Origin of the sequence: Kocuria sp. APC 4018, from assembly GCF_030407675.1 — a bacterium.
Taxonomy (GTDB): Bacteria; Actinomycetota; Actinomycetes; order Actinomycetales; family Micrococcaceae; genus Kocuria; species Kocuria rhizophila.
On the sequence record NZ_JASDCY010000080.1, the window covers coordinates 1 to 9,163 of the forward strand.

Consider the following 9,163-nt stretch of genomic DNA (forward strand, 5'->3'; position numbering starts at 1 on the left):
CAGGTTTTGCCTCTCAGAGGCGGAAAAGTGGCAAAGGCTGCACTTAAGAATGTGGGCCGTGGTGCCTGGCGAGGTTGCGGTCCCCCGGATGGGCGGCCACGCCACCGCGTCTCCACGTGACGACGCCGCCGCGACCGGGAAGGGGCGCGGCGGCGTCGTCGTGCGGTGGGTGGTCAGCCCCGGGTGAGATGACCGCGCAGCGTGGTGGCGGAGTACTCGGTGCGGAACAGGCCGCGGCGCTGCAGCTCGGGGACCACGAGGTCCACGAAGTCCGTGAGCGAGTCCGGCTGCACGGGCGGCATGAGGTTGAAGCCGTCCGCGCCGCCGTTCTCCAGCCACTCCTGCATCCGGCCCGCGATGGACTCCGGGGTGCCCACCATGGTGCAGTGGCCACCGCCGGCGGCCAGACGTCCGAGCAGCTGGCGGACCGTGGGGTGCTCCGCCTCGATGATCCGCAGGATGGTCCCGTAGCGGCCCTGCGGTCCGGTGAACTCCTCCAGGGGCGGCAGCGGGGGAACGGGTGCGTCCAGGTCCCAGTCGGAGCAGTCCTGCTCCACGAACGTGGAGAGCTGCGCGAGGGACTGCTCCACGGGCAGCAGCCGGTCCACGCGCTCCTGCTTGGCGAGGGCCTCCTCGTGGGTGCGGCCCACGTAGGTGACCAGCCCGGGCATCACGACCACGGCCTCCGGGTCGCGCCCGGCCCGCGCCACCTCCGCCTTGACCGAGGAGTAGTACTCCTGGGCGGCGGGGAGGTCGTAGGCCACGGCGTAGATCCCCTCCGCGAAGTCCCCGGCCAGGGCCTTGCCGGGACCGGACGCACCGGCCTGGAACAGCACCGGCTCGCCCTGCGGGGAGCGCGGGACCGTGAGGGGCCCGTCCACCAGGAAGTGGCGGCCCTCGTGGTCCAGGCGGTGCAGCTTGGAGGGGTCCGCCCACTGGCCCTCGGGGTCCGCGGTGACGGCGTCCTCGTCCCAGCTGGCCCACAGGGCGCGGGCCACCTCCACGAACTCGCGGGCGCGCTCGTAGCGCTCGTCCTTGGGTGGCATGGCCCGATAGCCGTGGTTGCGGGCCTCGTCGTCCCACATGGAGGTCACCACGTTCCAGCCCGCCCGGCCGCCCGAGATGTGGTCCAGGGACGCGAGCATCCGGGCCGCGTGGAACGGCGTGAAGAACGTGGAGGACACTGTGCACACCAGGCCGATGCGCTCGGTGGCGCGCGCCATCGCGGACAGGGCGGTCAGCGGTTCCAGGGACCAGTGGGGTCCGCCGGACACGTCGCCCACGCTGTGGCCGTCCGCGAAGAACACGGCGTCGAACAGGCCGCGCTCGGCGGTCTGCGCGAGCTCCTCGTAGTAGCTGATGTTCGTGAGGCGGTGCACCGAGGAGTTGGGCGCGCGCCACGCGGCCTGGTGGTGGCCGGCGCCGTAGAGGAACGCGTTGAGGTGGAGGCGGCGGGCCATGTCAGTCCATCACCAGCCCGCCGTCGACCACCAGGTTCTGGCCGGTGACCCCGCGGGACCAGTCCGAGGCGATGAACAGGGCGGTGTCCGCGAACTCCTCGGGGGTGGTCACGCGGCCCAGGGGAGTGCCGGCGGCGATGTAGTCGAAGACCTCGTCCGGGGTGGCGGCGCTCGCGTCCGTGGTGCGCAGCAGGCCGCCCGAGATCATGTTCACGGTGATGCCCTGCGGGCCCAGGTCCTTGGCGGCGGTGCGGGTGAGGGAGAGCAGGGCGGCCTTCGCGGCGGTGTAGTCGTGGTAGGGGACCACGGGGTTCTGGAAGAGGTTGGTGCCGATGTTGATGATGCGGCCCTCGCCGGCCTCCGCCATGCCTGGGGTGACCGCCTGCATCACGTTGAGAGCGCCCACCACGGCGCCCTGGAACTGCTGCGTGAGGTTGTCCGCGGTCAGGTGCTCCAGGGTGGGGCGGGCGTCCCCGTTGAAGCTGAAGTCCACCAGGGCGTTGTTCACGGCCACCGTGATCGGCGCGCCGAAGTGCTCCCTGGCCTGGGTGACCATGTCCCGCATCTGCTGCGCGTCGGTCACGTCCGCCTGGACCGCGAGGGCCCTGTCCTCCCCGAGTTCGCTGACCAGCGCACGGGCCCGCTCCTCGCTGGAGTGGTAGTTCACGAGGACGCGCGCGCCCTCCCGCGCGAACGCCCGGCTGAGGTGCTCCCCGAGCCCGCGGGCTCCGCCGGTGACCAGGACGATGGTGTTCTCGATCCGCATGCTCACTCCTGTGGCTCACGGCGAAGAAAGCGGTGCGCCACCTGCGCGGTGCGACCGTGACATCCCTTCGCCAGTACTAACTGGACAGGTTCGACGGGTGTCATCTCAGCCGCCTTGTCCTCGCGCTCCGTGCGCCCGGTGGGCGGGGAGGGAAGGGTGGCGGCACCCCGTGTCACTGGTGGTCAGTGTAGTCAGGGAGGTTTGGCGAGGATCAAGTGAGCGGATTGACCGAGAAGGATGGGGTCGCAGGGAACCCTGATAGGAAAGTGGTGGGACCGATTGGCCGGTGCTGGGCGCGGCGCACGGCAACCAGAACGGAGACGGGTGAATGTCAGACCGAACAGCCGCTTCACGGGCAAGGGACGTTGGATGGGTGCTGTGGTTTGCCGCGTTGCTCGTCTGGATCGCGGGGCTCGTGGCCGAGCGACTCCTGCACTTCGGATCCCTGTCCTGCGAACTGGGCGACGGAAGCTCGATCTACGGTGAGCCGGGGTGGAGCTGGGTGCCACTGGGCCACACGTGCACCTGGGAGAACGTGGGCGGCGTGACGGTCGTGGACGAGCCGTCCATGATGACTCTCGTACCGCTGCTGGTCCTGTTCCTGTGGGGAATCAGCCTGATGACGGCCCGCATCGTTGAGGTGCGGTCGCGCCGCCACTCGCCGTCGTGACTTCTGGCGAAGGGCTCTTTTCAGGAAAGACCGCTTGTCATTTCCTGGCGCGCGGCACCGCCGGCGGATCCCTCCCCGTCTGGAACAAGGGTGACGCGTGGTCCCCGATCATCTGGTTGATAGCTTGAGGCCATGAATATAGCTATGTGGGTGGCCATCATTGTGGGGATTTTCCTGGCGGGCGGTCTGGTCTGGTTCTTCGCCCGAAAGGACGTCTTGGGGTCCGCCGAGGACAAGAAGAGAGGCAACCGCGATTCGACGGATGCTCCGCCTCGCGACCTCTGATCGGGTGCCGGACAACGGCGCAGGTTCTAGGGGTATCAGTCGGGTGCGCCCGCCTCTGCAGCTGGGACCCAAGGTCATGATGGAAAGCACGGGTGCGCCGCATAAAGGCGCCCTGCTACCCTTACTGGCTGGTGTGCCGGGAAGTCTGGTCGGCGGTAATGAGCGTGATGCCCGTCGACACTGGAGTGATCCATGCCCCTGCACCACACGTCCACCCCTGCCCACCGTGAGCCCGGATCCCCGGAGCCCGTGGCGCAGGAAGAGTCCTCCGGCTTCGTCTCGGAGCCCGGTTTCTTCAACCATCCTGAGCCGCCGTGCGAGCCCGACCACCCCTCGGGTGGCGTCCTCTCCCGGCTCCAGGACGTCCTGCGCCGCGAGACCGTGGCTGGCATCCTCCTCGTGGTTGCCGCTGTCATCGCCCTCGTCTGGGCCAACTCGCCCTTTGTGGAGAGCTACTTCGCCCTCCGTGACCTCGAGGTCGGCTACGAGCCGTGGCACCTGAAGCTCAGCCTCGGCACCTGGGCCGCGGACGGACTGCTCGCCATCTTCTTCTTCCTCGTGGGCCTCGAGCTCAAGCGCGAGTTCGTCTCGGGTGATCTGCGGGACCTCCGCAAGGCGGCGGTGCCGATCGCGGCGGCCGTGGGCGGCGTCGTCGTCCCCGCGCTGATCTACGCCGCGGTGAACGCGACGAACCCCGAGACCCTGGGCGGCTGGGCGATCCCCACCGCCACCGACATTGCGTTCGCCGTGGCGGTGCTCGCGATCGTGGGATCGCACCTGCCCAGCGCGCTCCGCCTCTTCCTGCTCACGCTCGCGGTGGTGGACGACCTGCTGGCCATCACCATCATCGCGGTCTTCTACACGGACGAGGTGCACGTGCTCCCGCTGCTCCTCGCGCTCGTCCCGCTGGCCGTGTTCGGGCTGCTGGCGCACCGCTTCCCCCGCTTCTTCGCCCACCGCACGTGGGCCGCGTGGGTGATCCTGGTGCCGCTGGCCGTGATCACGTGGGCCCTGGTCCACGAGGCCGGGATCCACGCCACGGTCGCCGGCGTGCTGCTCGGCTTCGCCGTTCCCGTCATGGGGGCCAGGGCCTCCGGGGAGCCCGTGGAGCTCGCCGAGCACCTGGAGCACCGCGTGCGGCCCCTGTCCGCCGGGTTCGCGGTGCCGGTCTTCGCGTTCTTCTCCGCGGGCGTCGCGGTGGGCGGCTGGGACGGATTGACGACGGCGCTCGCCGCCCCCGTCACGCTCGGCATCATCGCGGGCCTCGTCCTGGGCAAGCCGCTGGGCATCATTGCGGCCACATGGCTCACCACCGTGCTCACCGGGCGGAAGCTGGACCCGTCCTACAAGTGGATCGACCTGGTGGGGATCGCGCTGCTGGCCGGGATCGGGTTCACGGTGTCCCTGCTGATCGCGGAGCTGAGCTTCGACCCGTCCGCGGCCGCAGGGGACCAGGCCAAGGTGGCCGTGCTGACCGCCTCGGTGCTGGCGGCGGTGCTGGCCGGTGGGCTGCTGGCGGTCCGCAACCGCCGGTACCGCAGCGCATCCCTCTCCGCTTGAGGAGGGCTCAGCCCTCCCGCCACCACGCGTCCGCCGGGGTCACCGGCACGGTGCGCTTGTGGCGGGAGCGCAGGAAGATCTGCTCCAGCTTCTCCGCGACCTCCACGGGGACATCCTTGCCCTCGAGGTAGTCGTCGATGTCCTCGTACGTGAGGCCCAGCTCGTCCTCGTCCGTGCGCCCGGGGTTGTCGTTGAGCAGGTCCGCGGTGGGGACCTTCCCGACCAGCCGCTCCGAGGCCCCCAGGTACTCCAGCAGCTGCCGGTTCTGCCGCTTGTCCAGCCCGGCCAGCGGCAGGAGGTCCGCGCCGCCGTCCCCGAACTTGGTGAAGAACCCGGTGATGGACTCCGCCGCGTGGTCCGTTCCGATCACCAGCAGGTTGTGGTCCCCGCCCACCGCGTACTGCGCGGTCATGCGCACGCGGGCCTTGGTGTTGCCGCGCGTGAAGTCGGTGAGCTGCTCGCCGGTGGCCGCGGCGTAGGCGGCCTCGAACCCGTCGACGGCCGGAGCGACGTCGTACGTGAGCACCCTGTCCGGCTCGATGAAGGCGAGCGCGGCCTGCGCGTCGTCCTCGTCCTGCTGGGTGCGGTAGGGCAGGCGCATGGCCACGAACTCCGCGGGGATCTCGTCCTCGCGCAGCTTCTCCACGGCCAGCTGGGCGAGCCGTCCCGCGAGCGTGGAGTCCACGCCGCCGCTGATGCCCAGCACGAAGCCCCTGGTGTGCGTCGCCCGGAGGTAGTCGCACAGGAAGTCGACGCGCCGCGCCGCCTCCGTCTCCGGGTCGATCCGCGGGGCCACCCCGAGCTCGGCGATGATCTGTGCCTGCAATTCACGCATGCCGCCATGCTAGCGACCGCGTGTTTCAGGGGTGTGACGGACCCCGGCCCACGACGCCGCTGGGTCGCCTCGGCGAGTCCCTCACCGTCACCCCGCACCTGGCCAGGATGGCAGGGGCGCATCATGTGCGGCATCTGTCGTGTCAACAGAGGGTCAGCGTTCCGGGCCGAATGCGGTGGTGGACCGTCACCCGTGCGTGTGAGGCGGGGAACAGCGGCGTCGTGAGATGCTGGCCACATGACTGAGAACACCTACGACACCATCCTGGTCCGCCGCGAGGGACGCGTGGGCGTGATCACGCTGAACCGTCCCGTGGCGCTGAATGCGCTGAACGTGCAGACCATGACCGAGCTCGTGGCGGCCGCCACCGACCTGGACCGCAATTCGGAGATCGGTGCGATCGTCCTGACCGGCTCCGAGAAGGCGTTCGCCGCGGGCGCCGACATCAAGGAGATGGGTTCCAAGACCGGTTCGGACATGTACCGCGAGGACTTCTTCTCCGCGTGGGACACCTTCGCCCGGCTGCGCACGCCGAAGATCGCGGCGGTCGCGGGCTACGCCCTGGGCGGTGGCTGCGAGGCGGCCATGATGTGCGACATGATCATCGCCGCGGACACCGCCAAGTTCGGGCAGCCGGAGATCACCCTGGGTGTCATCCCGGGCATGGGCGGCACCCAGCGGCTGACCCGCGCAGTGGGCAAGGCCAAGGCGATGGACCTCATCCTCACCGGCCGCCAGATGGACGCCGAGGAGGCCGAGCGCTCCGGACTCGTCTCCCGTGTGGTCCCCGCCGACTCCCTCATGGACACCGCGCTGGAGGTTGCCGCGAAGATCGGTTCCATGTCCAAGCCGGTGGCCCAGCACGCCGTGGAGACCGTCAACACCGCGTACGAGACCACCCTGGCCGCAGGACTGCAGTACGAGCGCCGCGTGTTCCACGGGTTGTTCTCCACCGCGGACCAGAAGGAGGGCATGGCGGCCTTCACGGAGAAGCGGAAGCCGAACTTCTCCCACGAGTGAGCCCGGACTCCGTCCTGTGGCGCAGATGATGTGCTGACAGTGCACGCGCAGACGACGCCGCTCCCCGGAAGGTGGGGAGCGGCGTCGTCGTTCCCCCGGGGGGATGCTCCTGGGGTGACCTGCGCGCCTGGGGTGGTCTGCATTAGCGGAGCAAACGCAGAAATGCGGCCGCGGATCTGCTTTTTCTCCACTAGGCAGCACCATCGGCCGGCTGCCGACCGGCGGGGCACCATCTGGGTCCGCATCTGCGGGTCTTTCTGACCCCGGGGCCCGCACCTGCGGATATCATGGCCCCATGACCTTTCTCCGCGTGGCCCAGGCCGCCTCGTTCATGGGTGTCAGCGACGACACCGTCCGGCGGTGGATCGACCAGGGTGCCCTTCCCGGGCACAAGGACGGGACGGGACACCTCGTGGTGGACGGAGCGGACCTCGCTGAGCTCGCTCGCCGCACGGCGGTGAGCCCCGAGGATCCCGCGCGCGTGAGCAGTTCTGCCCGCAACAGGCTGGTGGGCCTGGTGGCCGCGGTGAAGTCCGACCCCGTGATGTCCCAGGCGGAGCTGCAGTGCGGTCCGCACCGAATCGTGTCGCTGATGAGCACGGAGGCGGTGGAGGACCTCGGGCTCGCGCCCGGTTCCGTGGCCACGGCCGTGGTGAAGTCCACGGCGGTCATCGTGGAGACGGAGGGGCGCAAATGATGGCGTGCGCAGAGCAGAAGATACCGGGCACCGCGGGTAGACGCCGCCTCACCGCCCTCGTGGCCGCTGCGGGTCTGGGCACCCTGGTGCTCACCGGCTGCGGTGGGCAGAGCGGGGGAAGCAATGCAGCGGCGTCGTCCCCGGAGGCCGGGGCCGGGGGCGGGGACAAGACCCTGCGGGTGTCCGCGGCGGCCTCCCTGACCCAGTCCTTCGACCAGCTGGCGGAGGAGTTCGAGAAGGACCACCCCGGCGTGAGCGTGGACGTGAACTACGGCGGGTCCTCGGGGCTCGTGCAGCAGCTCACGGAGGGCGCGCCCGCGGACGTGTTCGCCTCCGCGGACCAGAAGAACATGACCAAGCTGACGGACGCGGACCTCGCCCAGGGGGAGCCGAAGATCTTCGCCACCAACGTGCTGACACTCGTGGTGCCCAAGGACAACCCGGCGGGAATCAGGAGCATCCAGGACGTGCTGGGCAAGAACGTCAAGCTCGTCACGTGCGCCCCCGAGGTGCCGTGCGGTGCCGCCACCCAGAAGGTGGAGCAGGCCAACGGTGTGGAGCTGGCGCCCGTGAGCCAGGAGAACGCCGTGACGGACGTGCTCGGCAAGGTCACCAGCGGTCAGGCGGACGCCGGCATCGTGTACGTCACGGATGCCAAGGCCGCCGGGAACAAGGTCACGACCATCGACATTCCCATGGCGGATGAGGCGATCAACAACTACCCGATCGTGGCCCTGAAGGACTCCGAGCAGCCGGAGCTTGCCGCGCAGTTCGTGGACCTCGTCACGGGTGAGCAAGGGCAGAAAGTGCTGCGGGACGCGGGCTTCGGCGCCCCGTGACGCGCCGGTTCTCCGCGACCCCGCGGTGGGTTCTGCTCCCGGCGGGCGTGGGTGCGCTGCTCATCCTGCTGCCTCTGGTGGGGATGCTGCTGCGCATTGACTGGGCGCACCTGGGGGAGCTGCTCACGAGTGAGTCCTCGCTCGCCGCGCTGTGGCTGAGCCTCCGCACGGCGGTGGCCTCCACCGCGCTGTGCGTGGTCCTGGGCTGTCCGCTGGCCCTGGTGCTGGCACGCTCCACGGCCCGGGGCCTCACCGTGTTCCGATCGCTGGTGCTGCTGCCGCTCGTGCTGCCCCCGGTGGTGGGCGGCATTGCGCTGCTCTACACGTTCGGGCGCACGGGCTTCCTGGGGCGTCCTCTGGGCGCGCTGGGGGTGGACATCGCGTTCTCCACCGCGGCCGTGGTGCTCGCGCAGACGTTCGTGGCCCTGCCGTTCCTGGTGGTCTCGCTGGAGGGTGCGCTGCGCACCACGGGCACCCGCTACGAGCAGATTGCTGCGAGCCTGGGCGCCTCCCCCACGCGCACGCTCTTCCGCGTGACGCTGCCGGTCGCCCTGCCCGCGGTGCTCTCCGGCGCCGCGCTGTCCTTCGCGCGCTGCCTGGGCGAGTTCGGCGCCACCCTCACGTTCGCGGGCAGCCTGGAGGGTGTCACCCGCACGCTCCCGCTGGAGATCTACCTGCAGCGCGAAACCGACCCCGACGCCGCCGTGGCCCTCTCCCTGCTCCTCGTCCTGGTCGCGCTGCTGGTCGTCAGTCTCACCACCCCCGCACGACGACGCCGCGGGGCCGGCTTCCGCGCCAACCTCACCCGGTGGGTGGGGCGGGACGGCGCTCGCGGGCCGGGTGGTCAGGCCGATCCGGAGTCGCGTGCGGATGCCGCCGCCCCGGGTTCGACCGAGGGGGTCCCTGCCGCGCCGACCGCGTCGGTGGAGTGGCGGGTCGGTGCGGGTGTGGGGGATTGGTCTGAGGCGACCGGCCACTCGGACCACAGTCGGGTGGGCGGGGTACCAGACGCGTCGGCGCCCAGGACCCGG

At 70.2% G+C, this 9,163-nt stretch carries 8 protein-coding genes, 1 pseudogene and 1 riboswitch; of the genes and pseudogenes, 6 read left to right on the top strand and 3 right to left on the bottom strand.

The genetic code is table 11. The features are described 5' to 3' along the window. Nucleotides 1–173 precede the first annotated feature (173 nt). Together QL985_RS11250 and QL985_RS11255 are read right to left on the bottom strand one after the other, a co-directional pair. Nucleotides 174–1,460: an LLM class flavin-dependent oxidoreductase gene (locus QL985_RS11250; protein ID WP_124109937.1), complete on the bottom strand. Its 1,287-nt coding sequence runs from the start codon at nt 1,458–1,460 to the stop codon at nt 174–176. Nucleotide 1,461: 1 nt separating this feature from the next. Continuing rightward, entirely contained in the window at nt 1,462–2,226 is a 765-nt protein-coding gene (locus QL985_RS11255) for a 3-oxoacyl-ACP reductase (RefSeq protein ID WP_259905141.1), read from the bottom strand. 45 nt (nt 2,227–2,271) lie between these two features. Next, nucleotides 2,272–2,406: riboswitch (TPP riboswitch) on the bottom strand. Nucleotides 2,407–2,599: 193 nt separating this feature from the next. Here QL985_RS11255 and QL985_RS11260 point away from each other — a divergent pair. Both QL985_RS11260 and nhaA read left to right on the top strand, forming a co-directional pair. Then, nucleotides 2,600–2,896, top strand: coding sequence for a hypothetical protein (locus QL985_RS11260; protein WP_039102300.1), 297 nt, complete (start codon nt 2,600–2,602; stop codon nt 2,894–2,896). A 477-nt stretch (nt 2,897–3,373) separates the two neighbouring features. Next, nucleotides 3,374–4,741, top strand: a complete 1,368-nt coding sequence (nhaA, locus tag QL985_RS11265; protein WP_019309794.1) for a Na+/H+ antiporter NhaA — start codon at nt 3,374–3,376, stop codon at nt 4,739–4,741. Nucleotides 4,742–4,748: 7 nt separating this feature from the next. Here nhaA and nadE read toward each other — a convergent pair whose 3' ends face one another. After that, nucleotides 4,749–5,576, bottom strand: coding sequence for an ammonia-dependent NAD(+) synthetase (nadE, locus tag QL985_RS11270; RefSeq protein ID WP_257744462.1), 828 nt, complete (start codon nt 5,574–5,576; stop codon nt 4,749–4,751). A 237-nt stretch (nt 5,577–5,813) separates the two neighbouring features. Here nadE and QL985_RS11275 point away from each other — a divergent pair, with 237 nt between their 5' ends. The 4 genes and pseudogenes from QL985_RS11275 to QL985_RS11290 all read left to right on the top strand — a co-directional run. Continuing rightward, nucleotides 5,814–6,596: an enoyl-CoA hydratase gene (locus QL985_RS11275; protein ID WP_019309796.1), complete on the top strand. Its 783-nt coding sequence runs from the start codon at nt 5,814–5,816 to the stop codon at nt 6,594–6,596. 295 nt (nt 6,597–6,891) lie between these two features. Next, nucleotides 6,892–7,293 carry a TOBE domain-containing protein gene (locus QL985_RS11280; protein WP_019309797.1) on the top strand — a complete coding sequence of 134 codons (402 nt, stop codon included), beginning with the start codon at nt 6,892–6,894 and terminating at the stop codon, nt 7,291–7,293. Continuing rightward, nucleotides 7,290–8,132, top strand: a complete 843-nt coding sequence (gene modA / locus QL985_RS11285) for a molybdate ABC transporter substrate-binding protein (protein ID WP_259905140.1) — start codon at nt 7,290–7,292, stop codon at nt 8,130–8,132. The genes QL985_RS11280 and modA overlap by 4 nt, the downstream gene beginning before the upstream one ends. Next, nucleotides 8,129–8,890: pseudogene (locus QL985_RS11290) on the top strand (ABC transporter permease); the annotation flags it as partial. The gene modA and the pseudogene QL985_RS11290, both read left to right, overlap by 4 nt. Between the last annotated feature and the right edge of the window lie 273 nt (nt 8,891–9,163).